The 25762-nt window shown below is 55.1% G+C and carries 14 protein-coding genes; 6 read left to right on the plus strand and 8 right to left on the minus strand.

The window, feature by feature from the left end; translation table 11 throughout:
* Window positions 1–16: 16 nt before the first annotated feature.
* Window positions 17–1942: a plastocyanin/azurin family copper-binding protein gene (locus ABD971_RS15585; protein WP_345323536.1), complete on the plus strand. Its 1926-nt coding sequence runs from the start codon at window positions 17–19 to the stop codon at window positions 1940–1942.
* 267 nt (window positions 1943–2209) lie between these two features.
* On the opposite strand, the gene ABD971_RS15590 is transcribed toward ABD971_RS15585, so the two are convergent.
* The 5 genes from ABD971_RS15590 to ABD971_RS15610 all read right to left on the minus strand — a co-directional run bounded on the left by ABD971_RS15590 (window position 2210) and on the right by ABD971_RS15610 (window position 9951).
* Window positions 2210–3742 carry a SpoVR family protein gene (locus ABD971_RS15590; RefSeq protein ID WP_345323538.1) on the minus strand — a complete coding sequence of 511 codons (1533 nt, stop codon included), beginning with the start codon at window positions 3740–3742 and terminating at the stop codon, window positions 2210–2212.
* Window positions 3743–3800: 58 nt separating this feature from the next.
* Window positions 3801–5090 (minus strand): YeaH/YhbH family protein, encoded by a 1290-nt coding sequence (locus ABD971_RS15595; RefSeq protein ID WP_339936920.1) that lies wholly within the window; start codon window positions 5088–5090, stop codon window positions 3801–3803.
* 9 nt (window positions 5091–5099) lie between these two features.
* On the minus strand, window positions 5100–7049 hold the full coding sequence (locus tag ABD971_RS15600) for a PrkA family serine protein kinase (protein WP_339936921.1): 1950 nt from the start codon (window positions 7047–7049) through the stop codon (window positions 5100–5102).
* 473 nt (window positions 7050–7522) lie between these two features.
* A complete protein-coding gene (locus ABD971_RS15605) occupies window positions 7523–8797 on the minus strand; it encodes a TMEM43 family protein (RefSeq protein WP_345323541.1) in 1275 nt (424 codons plus the stop codon).
* An 89-nt stretch (window positions 8798–8886) separates the two neighbouring features.
* Window positions 8887–9951, minus strand: coding sequence for a hypothetical protein (locus ABD971_RS15610; protein WP_345323543.1), 1065 nt, complete (start codon window positions 9949–9951; stop codon window positions 8887–8889).
* A gap of 228 nt (window positions 9952–10179) precedes the next feature.
* Between ABD971_RS15610 and ABD971_RS15615 the strand changes: the two genes are divergently transcribed.
* The 3 genes from ABD971_RS15615 to ABD971_RS15625 all read left to right on the plus strand — a co-directional run bounded on the left by ABD971_RS15615 (window position 10180) and on the right by ABD971_RS15625 (window position 13820).
* Complete coding sequence (locus tag ABD971_RS15615) at window positions 10180–11574, plus strand: hypothetical protein (protein ID WP_339936925.1); 1395 nt, start codon at window positions 10180–10182, stop codon at window positions 11572–11574.
* Between the two features lie 195 nt (window positions 11575–11769).
* Window positions 11770–12492 (plus strand): hypothetical protein, encoded by a 723-nt coding sequence (locus ABD971_RS15620; protein ID WP_345323545.1) that lies wholly within the window; start codon window positions 11770–11772, stop codon window positions 12490–12492.
* A 26-nt stretch (window positions 12493–12518) separates the two neighbouring features.
* The gene (locus ABD971_RS15625) at window positions 12519–13820 is read left to right on the plus strand and encodes a DUF11 domain-containing protein (RefSeq protein ID WP_345323547.1); all 1302 of its coding nucleotides are present in this window, start codon (window positions 12519–12521) and stop codon (window positions 13818–13820) included.
* 149 nt (window positions 13821–13969) lie between these two features.
* Here the strand turns inward: ABD971_RS15625 and ABD971_RS15630 are convergent, their stop codons facing one another.
* From ABD971_RS15630 to ectB, 3 genes are read right to left on the minus strand one after another with little or no spacing between them, the layout of a single operon-like run.
* Window positions 13970–15184, minus strand: coding sequence for an exo-alpha-sialidase (locus ABD971_RS15630; protein WP_345323549.1), 1215 nt, complete (start codon window positions 15182–15184; stop codon window positions 13970–13972).
* Between the two features lie 59 nt (window positions 15185–15243).
* Window positions 15244–18828, minus strand: a complete 3585-nt coding sequence (locus tag ABD971_RS15635; protein WP_345323551.1) for an amino acid adenylation domain-containing protein — start codon at window positions 18826–18828, stop codon at window positions 15244–15246.
* A gap of 46 nt (window positions 18829–18874) precedes the next feature.
* Complete coding sequence (gene ectB, locus ABD971_RS15640) at window positions 18875–20173, minus strand: diaminobutyrate--2-oxoglutarate transaminase (protein ID WP_345323553.1); 1299 nt, start codon at window positions 20171–20173, stop codon at window positions 18875–18877.
* A gap of 550 nt (window positions 20174–20723) precedes the next feature.
* Here ectB and ABD971_RS15645 point away from each other — a divergent pair.
* Together ABD971_RS15645 and ABD971_RS15650 are read left to right on the plus strand one after the other, a co-directional pair.
* The gene (locus ABD971_RS15645) at window positions 20724–24206 is read left to right on the plus strand and encodes a DUF1553 domain-containing protein (RefSeq protein ID WP_345323555.1); all 3483 of its coding nucleotides are present in this window, start codon (window positions 20724–20726) and stop codon (window positions 24204–24206) included.
* A gap of 8 nt (window positions 24207–24214) precedes the next feature.
* Window positions 24215–25675, plus strand: a complete 1461-nt coding sequence (locus tag ABD971_RS15650) for a DUF1501 domain-containing protein (RefSeq protein WP_345323557.1) — start codon at window positions 24215–24217, stop codon at window positions 25673–25675.
* The last annotated feature ends 87 nt before the right edge of the window (window positions 25676–25762 follow it).

Here is a 25762-nt window from a genome sequence, read left to right on the forward strand (position 1 = left end):
CTGGATGGTTTTGGAAATGCGTTTTCCCATTGTTTTGGCGTTTTGCGTTTGTGCACCGTCGCTGTTTTGTGTTGCCGACGATCACTCGCATGGCACATCCGTTCGCTCGGTCCAACCACCGACGGTTTTCTTGGACAAGAGTCCTCGGATTGTGGCCTATCAACTGAACCGTCTCGACAGCGAGCGGTTGTTGATGGTCCCACGGCAAACGGACGATGTGAAATACATTCCGGTTTACGAGGCGATTTTGAGTCGCGATGGGATGTCGCCTCAATTTCGCCAAGAATCGGTGGCGGCACTGGCGAAGCTACGTGAAACCAGTATCGCCGAGGAGACCTTAGCGGCACTGGGCAAGATCAAACTTGATGACCGACAAGGCAAACGGACGGCTAAGGTGCTCGCCCAAATGTTGCTCGACCAGCCTGTTGCGACATTGGCGCAAAGCAAGCCAATGCTCGAAGAAACGGCGAACGAAGCCGAAGAACCCTTTGTTCGTTCGGTTGGTTTGGCTGCTCTGATTCAAATCGGCGACGCCGCCTCGGCTTGGTCGATCGCCTCGGCAGACGAAGCATCCACGTTGGCGTGGCTTGATGCGGTGGGATTGGTTCCCGATCCTCGGCAGCGTCACGCGTTGCGGGATCCCATCGTCGGGCTGATCCAAAATGCGAAGTCGGAAAAAGTTTGCAACGATGCGATCACCGCGATGGCCGAGATTTCATCGCAGCCGTCGGAAACCTTTGACTTGATTGCTCCGTTTGTTTCCGATCCGACCTATCGATCCGCCGCAGTGCGAACTCTGTTGCGAGTGCCGGTGAAACAGCGGTCGCCGCAAACCAGTCAAGCGTTGGTGGCGACGCTGGTCGATTTGGCGGAATCGACCGAAGCGGCTCAGCGGACAACCGCTCAATTTGTGGATGCGATGCAGTTAGCCGACCAAATGATGGCAGCGGTACCCGCTGAACAAGCCAAGGTGTATCGCAACCGGTTACGCGAAGTCACTGTGCGAGTTGTGCGAATTCGAGCGGTCGAAGAAGAGATGCGATACGACATCCCCTATTTTGCTGTCGAAGCCGGACGCCCCGTGCAAATTGTGCTCGAGAACCACGACTTGATGCCTCACAATCTAGTCGTGACCGCTCCGGGGGCACTCAAAAAAGTGGCTCAAGCAGGTGCTGTTGTCGGATCATCAGGCGGCTGGAAAAATTTGCCGTTTGTTCCGGAACTCGAAAGTGTTTTGGCGGCCAGCCAAATGGTTCAGCCCGATCAAACGGATCGAATCACCTTCGATGCTCCGACCGAACCGGGCGAGTATCCCTATGTTTGCACCTTTCCCCAGCACTGGTACCGCATGTACGGCGTGATGGTGGTGGTCAAGGATTTGGATGCGTGGATGAAGAGTCCAGTCGAGCCGGCAAATCCCATCGGCAGCAACCGTTCGTTCGTGCAAGCTTGGAAGTTGGATGATTTGCAAAATCAAATCGAGAATGGAATGAAAGGACGCTCTCCTGAAATCGGATCTCGCATCTTTGCCGAGGCTTCGTGCCAAGGGTGTCACAAAGTCGGCAGCGAAGGGGGCGTGATCGGACCCGATTTGACTGAGGTTTTCACTCGTTTCAAAGGGGATCGTGCGGCAGTATTGCGAGAGATCATTGATCCGTCGCACAAGGTGGACGCTAAGTACGCGATGCATCAAATTTTGACCGTCGAAGGCCGTGTCGTGACAGGCATCATCCTCAGCGAAGACAAAGACAACGTGACGGTTCTAGAGAACCCCGAAGCAAAAGAGCCCACGGTGATCTCGCAAGATGACATCGAAGAAATGGTCCAGTCGCCCAATTCGATGATGCCCAAGGGGTTGATGGATCAATACACTCAGGACGAGATTTTCGAGATGCTGTCGTTCTTAGAAAACGCGGATCCCAATACGACGACGGCCCCGTAGGCACTGTTCGGAATTAGCTTCGTCATTCGTGTTTTGTGACAAATCACGCGGGTAAGGTAGTGGACGAGGCTACGAGTCCCAGCGACTGAGTGGCACGACGGGACTCGTAGCCTCGTCCACTACAGAGAAAACACCTCCAAAGCTGACGGTCAAACTACGCCCATTCCAGTAAAGCTCTAGCGGAACGGCCTAAACGCCAGCGGAGGGGTCGTGTCGTTTGGGAAACATTTTGAAATGACGAATTTATTTCCGAACGTTTGCTTAGCGTTACGGCATTGCGACGACGTCGTAATCGTTCAATGTTTTGCCACTTTCCGAATCGACTTCGACTAGTCGCACGCGATAACCCCACAAGTTGGCGATGTGGCACAGCGTTCGATTGCAGTCGTTTTTGGATAACAACCGTCCGCCGCGAACGCGGTGAGTGAGCACCAAACGACGATTGCCCGTCAAGTCGGCTTCGGTGACCTCGATTTCGGGTTCATGCTTGAGCATGTCATATTGCTCGGCCAAACGCTGCCGGACCTCGCGGTATCCCGATTCGTCGTGAATCGCTTCGACTGCCAAATAAGGCAGTCCGCTCTCATCGCCGACGGCGAACAAGTGCATGTCGCGGATAAGCCGTGGGCTGAGAAATTGCAAGATGAAACTTTCATCGCGGTACTCCGACCACGCGTCTCGTAATGTCGCCATCGCGTTCCCCTTGCCGGCAAACTCGGGAAACCATTGTCGATCCTCGTCACTGGGGTCATCACAAATTCGGGCAATGTCCCGCATCATGGCAAAGCCAATCGCGTACGGATTCATGCCACTGAATCGGCGATCGTCAAACCGAGGTTGGGTCACGACGGCCGAGTGCATGTGCAGAAACTCGAGCATCGATCCCTCTTCGATCCTGCCGGTGTCATACAAACGGTTCATGATTTGATAATGGACATAGGTCGCACAGCCTTCGTTCATCATCTTGGTTTGACGCTGAGGGTAGAAATACTGTGCCATGCGACGAACGATGTGCAGAATCTCTCGCTGCCAATCCTTTAACTTCGGAGCATGATTGGCGAGGAAGGCCAAGACATTTTCTTCAGGAAGGCTGAGCGAATTGGTGGCCCCGTTGTCTTGGACTTCGCTTCCGGCGACCGGTTCTTTTCCCTTGTTGGGCAGCGTCCGCCACAGATCATTGTAAGTCGATTGTTCGTGTTGGCGGCGTGATTCGGCTTTGGCAATTCGATCCTTTGTGGTCGCGGCACGTTTGGGGGCATACCGGCTGACGCCGTATCCCATCAACGCATGGGCCGCGTCCAGGATGCCTTCGACTGCTTGAAGTCCGTATCGCTGCTCGCAGTCGGAGATGTAATGTTTGGCATAGGCGAGATCGTCCAACACACGGTCGGCACGCGTCCATTGGCGAAACAGGTGGTTGTTTTTAAAGAAATGATTGTGTCCGAATGCCGCATGCGCGATCACAAGCGCCTGCATCGTCATCGTATTTTCTTCCATCACATACGAGACACAGGGATTCGAGTTGATGACTAACTCGTAAGCTAATGCACGCGCTCCTTTGCGATACAGCAGCTCTTCGCGAGCAAAGTGTTTTCCAAAGGACCAGTGATGATACATCAGCGGCATGCCAATCGCGGCGTAGGCATCGAGCATTTGTTCGCTAGTGATCACCTCGATTTGGTTAGGATAGACGTCAAGCCCAAGCTCGCCGAGTGCAATTTCTTCGATCGCCTCGTGGGCGCGGTGCAGCGACTCGAAATCCCATTCCGAGCCACGATAGATCAGATTCGTTCCGGTCATCGCGTGGGCATCCCTCAATTGGTTCTGTTTTAGTGTCGGCGCGCGGATGATGCTCTGCTTAGCCAGCCGCCGTCTGAGACCGTTGACGTTTGTCGTTGGAAAACAGCTTGTGGAAAACGGGGTAGATGTCGGCTGGTTCGCTTACCTTGGCTCGTTCGAAATGCGGTATCCGGGCGACCATCGACTCATAGTTTTTCCATAGCACACTGTCACTCGTTAACGGCTCGTCGCCCACTTCAATGTATGCGTAATACTGGCATATCGGCAGGATCGATTTTTCTAACATCGCCATCGTCTGAGGCATGTCGTGGTCAAAGTTGTGACCATCGGACGCTTGCGCCGCATAGATATTCCAATCCTCGACCGGATAGCGCTCTTTGACAATTCGCTCCATTTCGATCAGTGCCGACGAGACCACCGTGCCGCCGGTTTCACGTCCATAAAAGAACGTATGCTCGTCGACTTCGGTCGCGGTATAGGTGTGCCGAATGAATACGATCTCGACCGCTTGATAGTACCGCGTCAGAAAAAGATGCAGCAGCATGTAGAAACGCTTGGCCAGATCTTTGAGGTCTTCCGTCATCGACGCCGACGTGTCCATCAAGCAGAACATTACGGCTTGCGTTGTCGGTTTGCTCCGCATTTCGAAGCGGTTGTACCGCAAATCGACCGTATCGAGGTAGCTGACACGTTTCATTCGCCGCTGGGTGACCGCGACCAATTCGGTCAACCGTTTGATCTCATCCTCATCGCCCTGCTCTTTGGCTTGTTCCAATTCGGCCAAGATCGCATCGAGTTCGGCGAGTTTGGGGCGACGCAGCGCGATGCGACGCGACAGCGAGTGCCGCATCGTTTCACGCAGATTCAATCGCTGAGGGGCGCCGTCGACCGAAAATCCCGCACGCACTCGCGAGGTTGTTGTCATCGACTTCAGTTTACGTTTCGCCAGATTTGGCAGCTCGAGATCGTCGAAGAACATATCCATAAACTCTTCGCGAGTCAGCAGAAAGACAAACATGTCTTCGCCATCACCGTCGGGGCTACCCGACGCACCGCTGCCCCCTGCCCCGCCGCTCGGTTTGCGGATGCGGTCACCGCGTTGGTATCCGCGGTTGCCGGGCAGCACGTAGTTGCGATTTCCGACGCCCGATTCAAAGTTGAAATTGGGTTCGCTAACGTCGTTTGCACTGATCGAAATCTTCTCGCTGCCCTCGAGATCCGCGACCTTCCGATGCCGAATCGCTTCCTTGACCGCTTTACGAATATGCGATTTGACCCGGCGGACGAACCGTTGCCGGTTCCCCAGACTTTTGGCATTCGGATTCTGACGACGGTCGATGACGTGCATAATTCAAAACTACCCTGATTTGCTGACTCGCATGTACCAATCGACCAAGCGACGAACTTGGTGTTCGGTGTAGCCTCGTTTGGTTAATCGTTCGACAAACTCGTTGTGCTTTTGCTCCGCTTCGCTGTCCTTCTTGGCTCCGAAACTGATGACCGGCAGCAATTCTTCGATCTGGCCGAACATTCGCTTTTCGATCACGTCCCGGATTTTTTCATACGAGGTCCAAGCCGGGTTGCGTCCTTCGTTCTTCGCGCGGGCTCGCAATGCAAACTTGACGACCTCGTAACGGAAATCTTTTGCGTTGGAGATGCCCGCCGGATGTTCAATCTTTTCAAGTTCCTCGTTCAAGATCTCTCGGTCCATCAATTGGCCCGTGTCGGGATCCTTGTAATCCGTGTCGTCAATCCAAGCATCGGCATAGGCGATGTAGCGATCGAAAATGTTTTGACCATAAGCATGATACGACTCGAGATAAGCTTTACGAATTTCGTTGCCGATAAATTCAGCGTACCGCGATGCCAATTCCTCTTTGACAAACTCTAAATATCGCTGTTCGGTGTCCTCGGGCAACTGTTCACGCCGGATCGACTGCTCCAACACGTACATCAAGTGGACGGGATCCGCCGCGACTTCGTGGGTGTCGAAGTTAAACGTTTCCGACAAAATTTTGTAAGCAAAGCGGGTGGAAATGCCGTCCATCCCTTCGCTGACCCCCGCCGCGTCGTGGTATTCACCGACGGTGCGGGCGTGCGGATCGGTGTCCTTGAGCGATTCACCGTCATAGACCCGCATCTTCGAATAAAGGCTCGAATTTTCGTGCTCCTTCAGCCGGGTTAGCACCGAGAATCGTGCCATCATTTCCAAGGTGTCCGGGGCGCACGGCGCGTTGCCAAGCTCGGAGTTGTGGATCAATTTGTCGTAGATCATCTTCTCTTCGGTTACCCGCAAGCAGTACGGAACCTTGACGACACAGATCCGGTCCAGGAACGCTTCGTTGTTGCGATTGGATTTGAACGATTCCCATTCGGATTCGTTCGAGTGGGCGACGATCGTTCCTTGATACGGCATCGCCCCGACGTTTTCGGTCCCCACGTAAGAACCGTCTTGGGTTGCAGTAAGCAGCGGGTGCAACATCTTGAGCGGTGCTTTGAACATTTCGACAAACTCGAGCAGTCCCTGCGTCGTGCGGTTGAGTCCACCGGAATAGGAATAGGCATCGGCATCGTCTTGGCCAAAATGCTCGAGTTTGCGAATGTCGACCTTGCCGACCAACGACGAGATGTCTTGGTTGTTCTCGTCACCCGGTTCGGTCTTGGCGACCAAGCAGCGACGTTGTTCCGAAGGCATCACACGGACGACAGAGAATTTGGAGATATCGCCGCCAAATTCGTCCAGCCGTTTCAGTGCCCAAGGGGACATGTATCCCGGCAATCGGCGTGTGGGGATACCGTAGTCCTCTTCCAAAACATGCCCCATCGTTTTGGGATCAAACAAGCCCAGCGGACTTTCAAAAATCGGACTCACTTCGTCATCGGCGCACAACACAAAGACGGGCCGCGCCTGCATCAGTTTTTTCAATTGGTCGGCCAGCGAGCTTTTGCCGCCTCCGACCGGACCAAGTAGATACAGGATTTGCTTGCGTTCTTCGAGCCCTTGGGCAGCATGCCGAAAGTAGCCGACGATGCGTTCGATTGTTTCTTCGAGTCCAAAGAACTGGCGAAACGCAGGATAGGTTTTGATCGTGCGATTCATAAAGATCCGGCCCAACCGGGAATCGTTCGACGTGTCGACGTGGATCGGTTCGCCGATCGCCTCGACCATGCGTTCGGCTGCGGAACTATACAGCGATGGATCGCTACCTGCGGCTTCGAGGTATTCCTTGAGCGTCAGCTTGACTTGCTTCGCTTTTTCGTAAGTCTCGGAATACAGTCGCAGAATGTCAGTGGGTGAATGAGTCATGGATATCCAGCTCCAAAGGAGAACGCAACCAAGAACGACGAACAGTCGCCAGTGAAACCAGGAGATTGCCATCGCCAACTTTAGCTTAGTCAGACGACAGGGATCCGGCGCGTGGTGCGCAGGAAGCATTCCTGCGTTTCGTCGGGATAAAAAAGATCAAGTGAACAGAGTCCCATTCATTATAAAGGCAGACAGCCCGATTGAGCCAAGAAATTTGACATCATGCAAATTCTGTCGGATAGCCGAAGTCGTTTGGCTACAAAGAGTTGTAGCGAAAATCAGCCAGCGGAGACGACGAAATGAGCAAGATTGATATCACATCGTCGACGAATTGTCCCCCATAGATTCGGCAGCGATTTTCCCTCAACGCGTCACCGGGCTGCTAGCGGATCGTTGTTTCTCTAATCCGTATTCCAGCCGGGTATGCCGCTTCACGCCAGCAAAGCCACCGCACGCCAGCAAAGCCACCGCGGTCAACCGCGACGTTTGGCCAGCCTGCGTCGTCGTTTTCGCTTGCGTCTGTTGCGATCTTCCGCTTGGGTTTCGCGAAGTTCTGTCTGGGACAGGGACACGTCGCTGATAAGGGGCACGCTGCGAGGGTGGATGCCGTAAACGCTTGCCGGAATGATGGGAACCGCAATTGCCAACACACTGACGGCGTACCAGGGGTGATCCATAACCCACGCACTACAAACGCAGAAACAGGCCAATGTGACGGCGACCGAAGCGGCGATCCTCCATCGCTGCAGCTCAGTGATCCTGGTCAAAAATGCGTAAGGATTGATCCACCGCGATCCAAGACGCAGCAGCAAGTACAAAGCTACCATCATTACGAGGCTTGCGATCAAACGGTCCCCCCATGCCGAACGTGTTGTCGTTCGGCGAACATGTTTGATCATCGCGTCCGGTGGAACCGTGCCCACCGACAACAGATCGATTTGAGTGTCTTGGGCGGTACGAAACGGGACCAATGAATCATCGCGTTGCTGCGATATCACACTGACGGTACTGCGGGGACGCATCTTGAAGTACACACGCGCATCACCAATCTGAGCGTCACGCTTCGCCCGACCGCGTCCGGATGACCAATACAGTCGTGGGGATTGATTAGGGGCATCGTGGTGGATGAACGCGTCGCGGGCAATTTCCGCAGACAGATCCGCGAGTCGGAAGGTTAGCGGATCGCTGGGCGGGATTTGATCGATCAGCGAATCCGACAACCGGAATCCGCCGAGTTGCACCAAGTCGGCTTGGACGCTGTGATTTGGAAACGGCATCGTTGTGGGGTTGTCGTGGCCGCCGTGTCGAAACGTCGAGGAATCGATCCGTTGATCGGACCAGATTTTCTCGTAGTGATAAACCTTCCGGCGTCTGCCGATCGAGCGATCGCTTGATGACAGCGAGTCGCGTCGTTTTTCGACTTCACGCCACTGGAACATTTCAACGTGGCGTTCCAAGCGAACCGCGTTGACCTCAAGTCCGAAGGTTTCATCCTTGATCGGCGCGGATGTTTTTAAGCGACCGGTAACGTAGACCAGTTTGCCATCGTGCTTGGGTTGAGGGCTGGCCGCATCAATTTTGATCACCGCCGCTGTGGCTTGGTCGAGTCCGCCTGCGGTTTGTACGAGGCTTTTTTCGCTCTTGTGAAGCGACATGATTGCGCCCAGCAATAACAGACCAGCGGCCAAGAAAACAAGGACGCGGCCGCTGCTGATCAACGATGAATGATGCGATTGGTTGTTGTACATGACGCCCCGACTCTTGTGTGCGAGCGACGTGAATGCAAATTAAGATTTGCATTATAGCCGACGACCCAAAGGACGCAGACGCACCAGCACTACCGATAGTGTTTGATCGGTGCGAGCTCGGCCACGCTGACCCCGAATCGCTTCAGATAACGATCGGTCTCGTTGGTGAAATTGACTTCGGCATCGCGGTTTTCGAAGCGGAATCGCTCGATCGGCGGCGGCGCAATCTGGCGGATCGAATAGAGTTCGACCAGCGAAATAAGACGCTCGGCTTGAGCGACTTCTTCGGCCTCGGACTCCGCGGGCTCGTCCATCGCTCGGCTCCAGTGTTCGATCCTTAGCGGCATGAATTTTCCAAAGCCCGATTCTTTGTTGCCAACTTTGGAAATCACCACACTGACTTTGACGGGGTACAGCGTGGGCCATTCCTCGCGTCCCGAGGTTTGCATGACCTCATTTTGTTTGCTCTCGGGCAGCGTGGCGGTGACAACCCAGACCGGTTGTCCCTGCAACCTACCGCTGGCGATTTGCAATTGATGCTCCGGTTGGATTTGTTCGAGCAATTCGATCCAACCGCCAACCCGCACTCGTAACGGCAACGCATTTTCACGTAGGGACGCGGCCGACCATTCATCGAGTCGGGCCACATCGACGCGCCGCAGCGAAATCTCGCCCGCCACCTCGCTTCGAGTCCAGGCCAATCGTCCATCGCTCATTTGCTGCAGCGTATGTTTGCCTTCGCCATCGTGCATCGTCATCTGAAAATTGAACTGGCCGGTGGTGTGGCCTGACTGTTCGTAGGTTCCGACGCCGACGACTTCGCGACCGGTGGTCCAGACGCGTTGACGTACTTTGGATTCAAAAGCAGGGCCGCTGGCGAGCTGAAAGATAACTCGCCGCAAAAGTTTTTTTGCTGCTTCCTCATTTTCCAAGACTGCGGCTTGGTCACTTGGGTCGGGGGCCGCTTCGGTTTCGCTGTGAGGCGTGTCGGCAACGGTGATTTGCCAATCGAGTGCGGAAAACGTGAGGAAAACCACACAGAGACACAACAACACGATCCATTTCGAACCACCACGACGGCGTGTGAAACACGCAGTGAAACCCTTTGCGGATTTGCTATCGCTGATCAAACGGTTGTAGCGGTCAATCTTCATAGTCCGGTTATGTCGATTTTTCCAAAGATAACACCCTCCGCGTGCCGATGACCAACTACGAAGAAGGTCTGGCCGAATGCCGAACGGATCGTAGTTGGATTCCCGGTCACGCGTCCACCCAGATCGTTCACACTTACAAAACATTTATTGGATGTGTTTAGGTCGCTGGTTTCGTAACTTCGCGAGACCGCATGCCGAGTGCACATCTCCCAAGGAACGAGGGGAAAGATGAAACGAATCGTCACTCATATGTCGCTGCTGGCGGCCACGGCGGTCCTCGCCACCGGGTGCGTGCCGGTTCGCCACAACTTGCCGCCCGAACAGCGTATGCTCGAACCGGGTCCAGGTGTTGGCGGACCCGGTCCCGGAGTCATGGGACCGATGCCAATGGCTGCTGGAATGGGCGGGGGAATGCCCATGATGGGAGCGGCAGGAATGATGGGAGCCGGTGGAATGGGCCCAGGTCCGATGGGCGCTGCAGGAATGATGGGCGGCGGACCAATGCCAGAAGGCGCGATTGGTCAAGCTGGCCCCGATGTCATGCGAAGTGCTCCACTGGGACCCGCAATGGGCGGCCAAGCTAACTTCCAACTCGCTAGCATGCGAAGCGGAGCGGCCTGTGCCGATTGCAATGGCGGCGCGTCCGCTGGAGCAAACCCGCAAGGCGGCGGCGTGGCATCGATGATGCCGATGATGCCAGGCGTGCCATCGACTGTCCAGGTTACTATGAGCCAACCCGAAGGGATGCAGGTTCGCTACGATGCCTCCGGTGGCGGCATGTTCGACAGCGATCCGCTTGTCGTTCCGGCTCGCCAAAACTTTCCTCAAGGAGGATTGTACCGGTTGAAACTGACCAACATTCCATCACGTGAAGGCGTCGAGCTGTACCCAACCGTGGAACTGGCCTATGCCAACCCACGAACCGGAGCTTACTTGGCACACAACTCGGTACCAATCCAGTTCACTGCGGAAGATTTTGACCAAGTCTTGACTGGCAACTTCGTTACCAAAGTGATCTACCTACCCGATCCCGATTTCCAAGGTCCTGCACTGGCAGGCATCGATACCCTGGTCAGCACTCGGCTTGATCCAGGAATCGATCCCATCGTGGAAGCGGATCGTCGGGGTTCGATCCTTGCAATCATTCGCCTAGGTGACAAAGACATCGAAATGATGGGAGCCGGTGGAAGTGGCGGAGTGATGGGCGGAATGATGGGACCTCCGATCGCAGGTTTGCCTGCACCGTTTGCTTCGGCCATGACCGAAGGCTGCGGGGGACCTGCCGGGGGCGGTGCGTCAATGCCAATGGGATTGCCCGGAATGATCGCCGGTGTCAACGCTCCTCAATACGGAATGCCAATCTCCGGCACACCGATCGGGTTGCCTGGACCACCGCATATTCCATTGGGAAGCCCTGCGGGATTGAAGAAGCACGTGATGCGTAACCACACCCCGATGCACATGCCACAACCTGTGGACAAAGTCAAAATCGGTGTGCGTATGCAACCTGGATACAGCTACCCCAACCCGGTCAGCCGTATCAACATCACCGAGCAGAACATCCACCCCGGTGTTCCTAACGGACGACCGCTGTACGAACACGCCAGCCAAGAAGTGAATTGAAATCAAAGCCATTAACTTGGTTTTGATTCGGGCAACCAACGCTCGACCTTCGGGTCGAGTGTTGCCTTTCCCCTGGCGAGCAAATTTGCTGTCTCGCGATGCGAAAGGCGACACTCACTGTCATTTTCTCCTAAACGCGATCCGTTCCGGTTCCTCATGATGACTCGCCAAATTCGCTCTCGAACCAACGTTGCGGTGTCAACCACGATTCTCGCGTTGGCAATCTGGTCGGTCAATGGTTTGATCAGCAATACGACAAGTGCAGCGGATCCAAGCGACTATCTCGGCAGCGGCGATCGTCACCACATCCTTCGCGGCGACATGCCCGCCGGAGTGATTGGACAAGCACGGCTGGCTGGCCGCGGCCCCGTCCAAAACTACTTTCAACCTGTCGCATTCTCGGGGCCCAAAGGGGTCGGGTTTTCGATGCCTCAGGGCAGCGAGTTCTTCGGTGCCGAAGACCCGTCGCTGCAAGTGGGATTGTTGATCGGAGGCGTTTATCGTTTTCGGATCACCGGTATTCCCGGTGCCGAAGGAGCCGAGTTGTATCCCACCGTTGAATTGATTGATCGCATTTACCCGCCACCTGGATTGGCGACGACTTATCCAATTCCGATCAACTTGGACCACGATGATCTCGAAGCGGCACTCGAAGGCCGTTTGGTCACTCGTGTGATCTATCTAGAAGATCCGGCGACCGCGTTCCCGCTTGCCGAAACACCGCAGACATCACGAGCCATCGAGCTATCGGAGCACCAAGACGCACTGGAAGTCGCCGATCGAATGGGACGCCCCGTCGCGATCGTTCGCATCGGTTCAGTGGCCCCTCCAGGGGCGGCCGCCTTGATGCCTCAGTTCTTCTTTGGCTACCCAGATTGGACACCGATTTATCAACCCGAGCAGGGATCACAGCAATGAAGCGGGCCCTAAAAGACGACGCTCTGATGAACGAACTGAATCATGATCACGGCCGCCAACGCGTTAGTTTGGTGATGCTGGTCGCAACGCTATTGGCAGGATTTGCGCTGACGGGATGTCAGTTGCCGCAATCCAAACAAATGCCAACGCAGCCGGGGTATGCCTCGCAAAAGGCTCCGCAGAATACTCCGGCCAATGCCGCACAACCGATGCCCATGCCTCACCCTGCAGCGATGCATTCGCCACAAACGCAGGTGAATCCTGCGGTCCAGCAAGTCGCTTGGCAACGGCACCAAACTCACGCACCAAACGCTGCGGCATGTGGTTGCGGTGGATGTGCTGCTGGGGATTCAAACGCATGCCAAAGTGGCCCGCAAGGCTACGCCACCTATGCTGGCGGCGGCTGGAATGCGCACGGCGTCGATCCAAACGAATTCTTATGCGACGGAGGTGATCATCATCAAGATGTTGCCGTTCGCCGCAACAATACACTGGCCGGTCTGGACGCCGAAGATACCGTCGTTCACTACATGACCGAAGCCGGCGATACCGAGGTCAAGGCAAGTAACCGGGTTTGCGTTTACGCACCGCGGTTTGCTTCGGTGCGAAAAATCACCGGTGCCGCTTCGGGGGGACGTGTGATCGGGGTTGCCGGCGTCAAGCACGACGTTGGACTCAATCGGATTCAAGAAGATTTGCCTGGGTTGGTGATCAACGATACACAAGCCCTTGCCCACGCCGACGTCGCCCGACGTATCGACGCGATGCGAGACCGCAATCGTGGCGTACGTATCGAAAACGTGCTGCAGCCCGAGATGGCCGAAGACGTATTGGCGGCATTGGCCGGTTTGTCGGTGTTGGATTTGGGGCAATTGCAAGAAAACCAACTCGCACGGCTACAGGAAGCTGCAAGTGCGGCGGTGTCGTGGAGTGTGGAAGAATCGATCGAAGTGGCAATCGAAGATCTGAAGCCACCGACATTGACTCGCGATTTGCGAGTCGAAGAGATGCGAGTCTACGACTTTCCCGATGCCGGTCGACTACAGATTGGCAAGTTTGCGGATCGCCAACACGCGCAGCCCGGCGAAGTGGTCTCGTTCGCCATCCGAGTGGAAAACGTAGGCGACTCGGCCGTCAATCATGTCACATTGACCGACAACTTGACCACACGCTTGGAATATGTGGCAGAGAGTCAAACGTGTAGCGGAGGAGCTGAATTCTCGACTAAACGGAACGAAGCCGAATCGTTGATGTTGCAGTGGAAGTTGACGGACGAATTGAAGGTCGGCGAAAGCGTCACCATTCGGTTCCAATGCAAGGTTCGCTAAGCAAGGTTCACTAAGCAAGGTTCGCTAAGCAAGGTTCCTTAAGCAAGGTTCGCTAAACGCCGCTACCTGAGCGGTGTTCTCTGCCCGCGGAGTCATCTTCGCTGGCTCCCCTTCTCACCGTTCTCCTCACTCCTCACTTTCCGTTTTTTTCACTCCGCCCACTTGATGCGTGCCATCCTCAGGTCGCCGCGGGCGGATCGTTTGGGCATCCACTCGCCTACCGTGACCCAGGTTTCATCGGGGCCAGCGTTGGTGACATGGAAATTACCCATCAATGCCACTTCCTCAGGGTGATTGATACCATCGCCGACGATGGGCAAGACCACACGTTCGGTATCTCGTAGCAAACAGAGGCGGTCAGGATCGACCTGTGCGATCCACAGCGGAGCACGCCAACGCATCACATTCTTGTTCGACTTGTCTTGGCGGGTGTATACCAAAAACAAACCTTGCGGATGATTAACCCAATGCTGCTGAGTGGTTGACATTGCGATCGACGTTCCATCGTCCCAGCACCACGCTCGTTTTTCGCCATAGTTCAAACCATCGCGACTCGAGGCCACGTAACCGTGCCCGTCTTCGGCACGGATCGTGATGTAGTAGCGATCGTTCCAGCGGGTGACTGACGGTTCCAATAGTCCGCGTCCGGCGCTAAGCGTTAACGCAGGTCCCACGTCGACGATCTTTAATTGTTCTCCGTCAAATGTGCATCGAACGCCCGCGACACTTCGGCTTTTGTTCGTGGCACCAAACGTCAACGACATAATAATGTCGCCATCCGCATTGACGGCGCGTTGACCACAATTGTTGGTGTAGATGAACGACCCGCGTGGATCATCCCATTGCAGAATCTTTCGCTCGGACCATGTCCCATCGTCGCGACGGACCGTGTATACCGGGTAGCGTGAAAGCTGTTCGCGACTTGAGAATTTTTCGCCGCGATAAAAGACGACATGTCCCATCGCCAAGACCGTGTTGGTCATTTCATGGTATTCGGGAACGACATCGCAAACGCCTGCCATTAAACCGTCATGCTCCGGCACTGGGACTCGCCCCAACGCATCAATTGGTTCTGGATCGGACCAAGTCTTGCCATGGTCATCCGATCGCGTCCAGTGAACAGGACCAAAATAGTCCGAGCCACGGATCCACTGCATGGTCATCAGTGCAAAAGAGCCGCCATCGCGGCGGGGTACCATGCAAGCACGTGGGTGAAACCATGTTTCTGATTGACCGTCGCGGTTACGTCGCAATGTTTGCGGCGTGATCGACTCGATCCGTAAACGCGACTCGCTGGCCAAGCTTAGTGAAGGGGACAAAGCGGCGGCGGTGGAGATGCCGCAGAGAAATTGACGTCGAAACATGGTGGGATTCTCGTGGTCAGAACAAGCGATTCGCTACGACCTGCACCGCTGATGCTGCACTACGGATTCCGATGCGTTGCGATCTCGCCAATCTGAGATCCAATGTGCTCGACGAGCGCCGCTCGGTCTTCGCACAAATACGCAACATGATCCATCGCAGGATGAAAGCACATCGAAACTTCGTCGCGTCCTCTTAGTTCAGGGAACATGTCGTAGAACTGTTGGGCATAACTATAATACATTCCCACGCCGCCGGTGTAGACAAAGTGCATCCGCGTCTTGCGATCCGCGAGTTTACTTAATTCCGCGACCGCAGTTTCTCGCGACGGAAACTCGCGGATATCGTCTCCTTGTTGCAGCGATCGTGGTGCCGTGCTGCTTTGGCCGAGCAATCGCTGCGCAACTTCCCACCACTTCCTCGGTCGCAGTAATCGGTGCAAATGATGGCCTCGGAATCGGTGCCAGTAGTACGCGGCGGTTCGGTATCCACAGCCATCCATCGGCACCACGGCGGTGACGCGATCATCGCGAACCGCGGCATGCAGCGAATCGTCGGCACCGCTGCACAAGCCAAATAGCACGATCTTTTGCATCTTGGTGTTTTCAAAAATCCAGTCGATTGCTTGGCTGATTTCGTCAGCGGCACGGTCAATCGATCGACCTCCCACGCCCACTCCGAAGCTTTCGCCGATACCGGAAATGTCAAAGCGTAGTGACGCGATGCCGCGACGCGCCAAGTCGTTGGCAACGTCCACGTACATGCGAAATGGACCGACGTGATGCAGCATCCCTGGGGTGACCAGGATCGCGGCGGTGTCGGATTGCTGTGTCGCGGTCGGTGCTTGCCAAACGCCAAGCAAGTGTTCGTAGCGCCCAAACACGATGGCGTTTTTTGAGTCTGCGGATTCGCTTGTTGTCGGCTTCGCTTGTGCTGGCTTTGTCTGGGGTGTCGAGAGTTGACGCGAGGTGGAGGCTACGTCGTCGTGCTGTGCTCGCTGCAACAGCCCGAGAATTGTTTTCATGGTTTCTGGCGACGAAAACGCACTTTCGGTGTATCTTTGTGCGTCCCAGCGAATGACATCCGTGACATGATTCACGTTGGCTTGCGAGGCCAACCAGCTTTGTTCGTCCGGCGACGTCAAACTCTGCTCACTGACCACCACCGAGACGTTTTTGCCGTTTGTCGGTATTTGAAGTGACGCCAAACTTTGTCGCTTTTCTGGCGACATCGCATGCCCGTAGCTTTGGTCGATCTCGCTGGCGACGCGGATCGTGCTGAAACGCCGCAGTTCGGTCAGTTGACGGCGGTGCCATTGGTCCATCGTCCTAAGGAACTCGCTGACATCAACGATCGGGTCCCACAACACGACGTGGTCAAAGCTGCCGTCGGGCAGCGAAGCGGCAACGGTGCCCCCAAGTCGCAGTCCGATTGCCGCAATCTGTTTTGCACCGCTTTGTTCGATTAAGTAGTCACGCGCGTCGATCAGATTTCGTTGCATCTGCTGGGCCGTTAACTCGGCACACTCCCCATCGGAATTGCCGGTGTTGGCGTAATCAAACCGCAGCACATCAAATCCAACGCTACACAATTGGACGGCCAGTTGTTGTACATTGCGATAGCCGCGTGCATATTCGTGACCGATCGAATGACAAATCACCACACCTCGCTCGAGCGAGTTTCCACGCGGGCGATAATGAACCCCGTACAGAGATTGCCCGTCGCTGGAAAAGAATGATGCGTGGACGTCGGGCAAGCGATCACGTAACGCCCGAATGTCGTCGTCCAATGGCGACGTGATCGTTTCACCCAGCAATTCACGCAGATGTCTTGCCGAGGTAGCGATTGTCGGATTGGCAAAAAAATCACGAACGGGCAAATCGATATCCATGTCGCTGGTCAAACGAGCAACCACTTGCGTGACCAACAGCGAGCTGCCGCCGAGCAAAAAGAAATCGTCATGAATTCCGATCTCCGGCACGTTCAAAACTTCCTGCCAAAGTTCGACCAATCGTTTTTCAAGGTCATCCCGAGGCGGGACGTAGTTTTCATCACGAGCGACGACCCCTTCACTTGCCGGCGGCAACGCCCGACGATCGATTTTGCCGTTGATCGTGTGCGGAAAAGATTCCAGGAAAACAAAGCGAGCGGGAATCATGTACGCCGGCAACACGCTGCGTAAGTACGTAGCGATCGCGTTTACCGATACATCTTGCTTGCCGTGCGCGACATAGGCGACCAGGAATTTCTTGCCGTCCACTTCATCGAAACTGACCAACGACCCGAGCACGCCAGGGGCTTGGTCGATCGCGGCTTCGATTTCGCCGGGTTCAATGCGGTACGATCCCAATTTGATTTGGTGATCGACGCGGCCAGCAAAGTCGATGTTGCCGTCGGGCAACCACCGCGCCAGATCACCGGTGCGGTACAGACGCAGCGACTCGCCGTCGATCTCGACGTTCAAAAAGACAGCAGCGGTTAATTCGGGACGGTTCAAATAGCCCAGCGCCAGCGCGGGACCGCCGATAAACAGATGTCCTGTTTCGCCCTCGGCGACCGGCTTAAAATCATCATCCAAGATATGAGCGGTGTATCGCTTAAGCGGTTTACCAATCGGCATATTCGCCGCATCAAACGAATCATCGGGAATATAGACCGTCGACGTGACCGTCGCTTCGGTGGGGCCGTAGGCGTTACAAAATAAAACGTCGTGGTCGCACAGCGATTGCCAACGGCGATAGTGTTCGACCGATACTTTTTCGCCCGTCGGAATGATCAATCGCAGCGATTCAGGGACGCGTTCTTTCGACGCGACCATCAAATCGACCCATTGATGCCAATACGCGGCAGCAATATGAACCGCCGTGATTTCAAAACGCTGGATCAGCGTCGACAGTTCGTTGCGATGATTCGCCCGGCCTCGCGGACGAAGGACAACGCAACTGCCCGACAATAGCGGCGGGAAAATCTCTTCGATCGCAATGTCAAAACAGAGTGTGGAAAATTGCAGCGTGCGATCGGTTTCGCTCAAACGAAAGACATCGATGTCGGCGAAACAATAGGTCGCCAATGCCGCGTGCTGGATCTGAACCCCTTTGGGTTTGCCGGTCGATCCCGACGTGTACATGATATACGCCAGATCACTTGGGGCGATGGTGGCGGTGGGCTGCGGCGTCGACACGCTCGTCGCCGCGTCGTGAGGGACGCAATCAACCCAATTGATTTTGGAGTGGCTGTTTGGGTTTGCGGGATCGGGATGGATCAGCGGACTGCCAATCGAATCGAAGTAACAGCGATGTCCCACAATCGTGGTGATCGCAGCATCCTCGACCATATAGCGAAGGCGGTCGACAGGGTAATCGGGATCCAGCGGGACAAACACGCCACCGAGTTTCATGATGCCCAGCATCGCGGCGATCGCTTCGGGAGACCGATCCACACACAATCCCACACGGCTGCCATGTTGAATGCCAACCGAGATCAACGTGTTGGCAATCGCATTGGATTGGTGTTCGAGATCCCGATATGTCCACTGACCGTCTTCGGAGACAACCGCCACGTGGTTAGGGGTGTGCTGAAGTTGACGGGCCCATAACTCAGGGAACGCAATCAGTGCTTCGATCGTTTGATTGGATGATTCAAGCATGGGGACGTACGGGGATCAACGTTTGTGATTCAGAATGGCTCGTCGTCTAACAAACGTTCTGTTTTACTGTGGTGTGAGTTTGGGAGCGACGAGACGCGGCACTGTTGATGGCGGCATCGACTGCCGACTCGAGGATTTGTAGTCCCTCTTGTAGCAATGATGTTTCGATCGTCAGTGCGGGCATCACCTTCAGCACCTCGTCAGACGCTCCGGCTCCTTCGATCAACAATCCGGCATTAAATGCGTTCCGAATCGTCTGGCTCGCAAGATCGCCACAATGCATGTCCAGCCCCCAGATCAATCCACGGCCTCGGACGCTCAGCGAGTGATCGGAATGTTTGGCACAAATGGCTCGCAGTTGTTTTTGTATGATTTGGCTGCGATCTTCGATTTGCTGTTCAAAGCTCGGGTCGTTCCAGTACTCGAGCACCGCTCGTGCCGAGACAAATGCCAAGTTGTTGCCGCGGAACGTGCCGGTATGTTCCCCTGGTTTCCAGACGTCGATTTCGGGACGGATCAATACGATCGACATCGGCATCCCGCTGCCAATCGATTTTGAAACACAGACGATGTCGGGAGTAACGCCAGCGTGTTCGAAACTGAAAAACTTTCCGCTGCGGCCGTTTCCGACCTGAATGTCGTCGACGATCAAATGGATGCCGTGCTGCTGGCAAAGCGATGCGACTCGCTGCAGCCAAGTGGCGCTTGAGACATTCACCCCCCCTTCGCCTTGGATCGTTTCGAGGATCACGGCCGCCGGTTTCGGCAGTCCGCTACTCGGATCGTCAAGCATTTTTTCTAGCAGCAGCGACGTATCGTAATCACCCATGTAGCCATCAAACGGCAAATGCGTGACGTTGTTGTGCGAGCCATAAAATTGGCTGTGGTAGAATTGGTTGCCCGTTAATGCCAATGCGCCGAGCGAATGCCCGTGATAGGCATTGGTGAACGCAACGACATGCGAACGCTGCGTCTGCTTGCGCGCAAGTTTGACTGCAGCTTCGACCGCGTTGGTTCCGGTGGGACCGGTGAATTGAACGCGATAATCGAGCCCACGAGGTTTCAGAATGATTCGCTCAAACGCTTCGAGAAAGTCCACTTTGGCGGCGGTCACGGTATCGAGCGAATGCTGGATCCCGTCGGCTTGGATGTACCTGAGCAGTGCCGCTTTGGCTTGCCGGTTGTTGTGCCCGTAATTCAGAGACCCCGCACCACAGAAAAAATCGATGAAATCGTTTCCCTCCGTGTCGGTAATGGTGGACCCAACGGCTTTATGAAACACCGCTGGGAACAAACGCGCGTAACCACGCACGTTCGATTCGATTTGTTCAAGGGGATCCTGCATCGGGAGCGCTTCTTCCAGACCGGGAATTAAAGGGGGGGCAGTAACAGTGGCAAAGGAGCAATCTGCCGCCGTCACATCGTATGTGAAAAGCTTAGGTTTGGCTTAGCACTGGGCGAAAAGGACGCGTCATTTGATGCAGCATTGCTCTGAAACATCACCCAATTCTTTCCCTTCTTGCGGTTTTTGACGGTTGTTTCGGTTTCACTTTCTAGTACGGTCGCGAACCGCCGCTTGGGGGGAGGTGCGTTTGTAAGGAAATAGGCAGATTTCTTCTGCAAACGTGGTAAACCGCGATTTCTGGTAGGGGGTGAAGTCCGATTCTTGCTAAAATGAAGCGGGCGTTCGACTTGCCGCGAGCCCAGTTCGTTGCCGCGAGCCCAGTTCGTTGCTTGTAACGCGAATCCTTCCCCACCCTCCCCGTTTCGTCCTGTACGCCCACGCGTCTTGAGGACTCTCGAGCCGATTCTCAGCGATTGCTCCATTGTGACCCCCTGCCAATTTTTCCTTTTAGGTGTTCCGTAAATCGATGCCTTCATGTTTCCGCTATCTCGTGTCAATCGCCTGCGGTGTTTTTGCCGCGGGGGTCTGTTCCGCCGACAAGCCAGTCGACTTCAATCGCGACATTCGTTCGATCTTATTTGGACGTTGTGTCGCCTGTCATGGGCCGGATGAAGACCAGCGGGCTGCTGGGCTGAGACTCGATACAGAGGCCGGTTCACGTGAAGATCTCGGTGGCTATGTCGCCGTCAAACCAGGCGAACCAGACGACAGCGAGTTGATCGAGCGATTGACCACGGACGACGATGACATGCGGATGCCCCCGGAGGGGAAAGGCAAGCGGTTGTCCGAGGATGAGATCGATCTGATACGCCGTTGGATTAAACAAGGCGGCAGCTACGCCAAGCATTGGTCTTATGAAAAACCGACCCGCCCTGCCCTGCCCCAAATCGAGCAAACCGAATGGGGGCGGAATCCGATCGATGCATTTGTGCTATCCAAGCTCGAAGCCAACCAAATGAAACCGTCTCCCGAGGCGGATCGCTTGACGCTGGCTCGCCGATTGGCGATCGATTTGACCGGAGTGCCGCCTACTTGGCAAGAAGCTCAGGCGTTTGTGAATGACTCGGACGCAAACGCATATGAAAAGTACGTCGATCAACAGCTGGCCAAACCCGCGTTTGGTACTCGTTGGGCTCGCGTGTGGCTCGATTTAGCTCGCTATGCCGACTCGGCGGGCTACGCCGATGATCCGCTACGAACGATTTGGGCGTATCGCGATTATGTCATCGATTCGCTGAACAATAACAAGCCATTTGACCAGTTTACGATTGAACAGATCGCCGGTGATTTGCTCGAAAATCCGACCGACGAACAATTGATCGCCACCGCGTTTCATCGAAACACAATGACGAACAGCGAAGGTGGCACCAATGACGAAGAGTTCCGTAACGTCGCGGTGGTGGATCGTGTCAACACGACCATGGCGGTATGGATGGGAACGACCATGGCGTGTGCTCAATGTCATACCCACAAATATGACCCGATCACGCATGATGAGTATTTCAAATTCTTTGCCTTCTTTAACCAGTCCGCTGACCGTGATCTCCGCGACGAAAGTCCTCTGCACGAAGTTTGGTTCGAGGAACAACTCGAGCGAAAACAAGCCTTACGCACTGAAATCGCTCTGCTCGCATCGCAATTGAATCAATCCACACCGGAACTTGAAAAACAACAAGCCGAGTGGATCGCGTCGATTCGCGAGCAACCCGAGTGGTCACCGCTGGTGCCAAGCGAGTTCGTTGCTCACGATCGCCAACTGGCCTCGGATGACAATGGCTGGATTACCGCGAACGGCGAAAAAGCAGACCGTGATACGTATACACTGCAATTTCCGATCATCGATTCGCAGCTGGCTGATTCGCAGTTGGCTGACGCGAAGCAATCCAACTCGGGCCAATCCAACGCGGAACCCACCACCTCACCGTCGCTGGTGGGTTTGAAACTGGAGGTCGGCAAAGAACAAGCCGAGAACTTTGTGCTTTCCAAAGTCTCGGCTACCTGGACGCCCAACGACATTGCGCCGATCAAGGCAAGGTTCGTTCGCTTGGAACTTCCCGGCAAGCAGCGGATTTTGCATATTGCCGAGTTGCAAGTGTTCAGTGGTGACCAAAACGTTGCACTTTCAGGCACCGTGACACAAAGTTCCACCGGCTTTAACGGGCCCGCCGAGTTCGCGATTGATGGCAACACGAGTGGCAATTTTCAAGATCGTTCGGTCACTCATACCCAAATCGAAGACAATCCCTGGTTGGAAGTGGATTTGGACGCTCCGCACCCCGTCGATCGTATTGGGTTGTGGAATCGTACGGATGGCGGCGGTGGCATCGCGGGCCGTTTGGCGGGATATACGCTGCAGTTACTCGATCAAGATCGCAATGTGATTTGGCAGCAGTCGCCCGAGGCGTTACCGACGCCAAGTTTGGACTTGAGTCCATCTGGGAAAATCTCGCTTCGTTTTGCGTCGGCATTTGCCGATTTTGAACAACCGAAATTTACGGCCGCCAGCATCCTGGCCGACAAAATCGATGATAAAAAAGGATGGGCGATCGCAGGCGGAATCGGTGCGGCGCATGAATTGACCCTCGTGCTCGACCGGCCACTGAAACTTGGCAATGGAACGTTGACGCTGACTTTGGATCAGCAATCGGTCCATGCCAAACACCTACTGAATCAGTTTCGCGTCGCGATGACGTTTGATGAAGGCGTTGCTAATTGGGCCGCACTGCCGCCGAAGATACAAGCGTTGTTAGCGGACCCGGCACGATCGTATTCTGCGAATGAGCAGGCAGAACTTGCCGCCTACTATCGCAGCATCGCACCTTCGCTTGATCCGATTCGCAAACAGCATGCGAAGTTGGAAACTCAATTAAGTCAGATGAAACCGGCGACCACCACACCGATCATGCAACAGCTTCCCGAGAACCAGCGACGCAAAACGCATGTCCAACTACGAGGAAGTTACACAAGTCTTGGTAACGAGGTAAGCGAGGGGACGCCCGCCGTGTTTCACCCGCTGCGAAACAGCGAGTCGCCCGATCGTTTGGACCTGGCTCATTGGTTGGTCGACGAGGACAATCCGTTGACGGCACGGGTGATCGCCAACCGTCATTGGGAACAAATTTTTGGGATCGGAATCGTCGAATCGAGCGAAGAGTTTGGTTCGCAAGGCGAGTTGCCATCCCATCCCGAATTGTTGGATTGGTTGGCGACCGAGCTGCAGCAAAATGGTTGGGATATCAAAGCGTTTCTCAAATTGCTGGTGATGTCATCCACTTATCGGCAAAGTTCGGTGACGAGTGTGCAGCAGCAAGAAAACGATCCGATGAACCGCATGCTCGCTCGTGGCCCTCGCTTCCGCATTTCGGCCGAAATGGTGCGTGATCAAGCTCTGTTCGTCGCCGGGTTGTTGAGTGACAAAATGGGCGGTCCGCCAGTCAATCCGCCGCAGCCTGAATTGGGGCTACGAGCTGCGTTTGGAGGTAACACGGATTGGAAAACCAGCGAAGGCGATGACCGTTATCGCGCCGGGATCTATACATCGTGGCGGCGATCGAGTCCCTATCCATCGATGTCCCAGTTTGATGCACCGGACCGCGATGTTTGCACCGTTCGTCGAATTCGCACGAACACGCCACTGCAGGCGCTCGTGACGCTGAACGATCCGGTCTATATCGAAGCCGCTCAGTCGCTTGCGCGCCGTACGGTGGCCGCCGCAGAAACGACCGAAGATCGTATTCGATTCCTCTTTCATACCACATTGATTCGTAATCCCAAGCCGCTTGAGATCAAGCGAATCACTCAGCTTGTCGAAGAGGCGAGTGCCGCGTTTTCCACCGACGTCGATGCGGCCAAGCAAATGGCAACGGACCCGATCGGCGATCTGCCCGAGGGAGCCGACATGGTGGAACTGGCGGCCTGGACCGTGGTCGGAAATGTAATGCTAAACCTCGACGAATTGTTGATGAAACGATAGGAAGAACGATGCACCCCAGACTCAAACAACTGCAGATTCAAACACGTCGTCACTTCCTTCAGCAATCCGCCGCGGGCCTAGGCGGGATCGCGCTGGCATCGTTGATGGGCGATGCAAAGTCCGCTGGCGTTGCTGCGGGAAAGCCCGCTGCCGATCCTTTGGCGCTGCGGCAACCCCATTTTCCTGCCAAAGCAAAGCGGGTGATCTATTTGCACATGACCGGTTCGCCACCGAATTTGGACATGTTTGATTACAAGCCCAGCTTGGCCCAACATACCGACCAAGATTGTCCGGCCGAGTTTTTAGCGGGACGTGAATTTGCCTTTACCAGCGGCACACCCAAATTAATGGGGTCACCGCGGACTTGGTCTCAAGTCGGCAAGCATGGCACGTGGATGTCCGATGCGATTCCTCATTTTCACGGCGTTGCGGATGATCTGTGTATGGTCCATTCGATGTACACCGACCAATTCAATCATGCTCCGGCGGAATTGTTGGTCTACACCGGTTCGCCACGCTCGGGCCGCCCGTCGATGGGATCGTGGGTGACGTATGGGCTGGGCAGTGAGAACGAAAATCTGCCAGGCTTTGTGGTGTTGATCTCCAGCGGAGTTCAGCCCAATGGCGGCAAAGCATCGTTCGGAAGCGGGTTTCTACCCTCGGTTTACCAAGGCGTTCAGTGCCGATCCAAGGGTGACCCGGTGCTCTATGCATCGGACCCCAATGGGATGGATCGCTCGATGCGTCGCAAAACGCTCGATGCGCTTCAGGATTTGAATGAACTGCAAGCGGCGGAGATGGGGCACCCCGAAACCTTGACACGTATCTCGCAGTACGAGCTTGCCTTTCGCATGCAGACTGCGGTTCCCGAAGTCATGGATATCTCGCAAGAAAGCCAGAAGACGCTGGAGGCATACGGAGCGAAGCCAGGGGATTCGAGTCTGGCGAACAATTGTTTGCTGGCACGACGATTGGTCGAGTCGGGCGTCCGCTTTGTCCAGTTGTTTGATTGGGGCTGGGATTTCCACGGCACCGGGGCTGATACGGGAATCACCGATGGATTGACCAAGAAATGTGCGACGATGGACAAGCCGATCGCCGCGTTGATCAAAGATTTGAAGCAGCGTGGATTGTTCGAAGACACGTTAATCGTGTGGGGAGGCGAGTTCGGTCGCACTCCGTTCCGCGAAGGCCGAACGGCTGGCAGCAAGGTGCTTGGCCGTGACCATTACCCCGACGCGTTCACGATGTGGATGGCCGGGGCCGGTGTCAAAGGCGGATTCGATTACGGTCAATCCGACGAACTCGGTTTTTCGGTTGCCGAAAATCCGGTGCACGTCCATGACTTACAAGCAACAATCCTGCATTTGCTTGGTTTCGATCACGAGCAGCTAACGTACCGTTTCCAAGGCCGCGATTTCCGACTCACCGATGTGCACGGCCACGTCGTACACGATCTACTAACGTAAGCCGTCACACCCCATCCTCGTAGTGGATCTTGCTAAAGATCCCGCGTCGAGGTCTTCCGGTCGCATCTCGTACCAAAGTCCCATCAA

Source organism: Novipirellula rosea, from assembly GCF_039541335.1.
Lineage (GTDB): Bacteria > Planctomycetota > Planctomycetia > Pirellulales > Pirellulaceae > Novipirellula > Novipirellula rosea.